The following is a 251-nucleotide window of genomic DNA, read 5'->3' on the forward strand; positions in this document are numbered from 1 at the left end:
GTTCTGGCGTAGTCGCTGGATGTTCCTTGGGAATGTGAATTATAAAATCACTGCCCTTGCCGTCGAGTACCTCAAGTCCCAGCTGGCCTCCATGCTCATCAATGATTCTTCGAGATGTTGGAAGGCCCAGTCCAGTGCCACCTCGTGAACCCGTAACGTAGGGGTGGAAAATAGACTCTCTCATATCTTCGGGAACTCCGGGTCCAGTATCGATGATGTGGATGCGGCACTCGTCTGCATCATCTTCCAGC

General features: G+C 52.2%; 1 protein-coding gene. It reads right to left on the minus strand.

What is annotated here, in order from left to right; genetic code table 11:
• Window positions 1-184, minus strand: a 184-nt coding sequence (locus NO346_RS14980; protein WP_371924593.1) for an ATP-binding protein, incomplete at its 3' end; no start/stop codon positions are given.
• Between the last annotated feature and the right edge of the window lie 67 nt (window positions 185-251).

The sequence above is a fragment of the Acinetobacter sp. 5862 genome (genome assembly GCF_024494585.1).
Lineage (GTDB): Bacteria > Pseudomonadota > Gammaproteobacteria > Pseudomonadales > Moraxellaceae > Acinetobacter.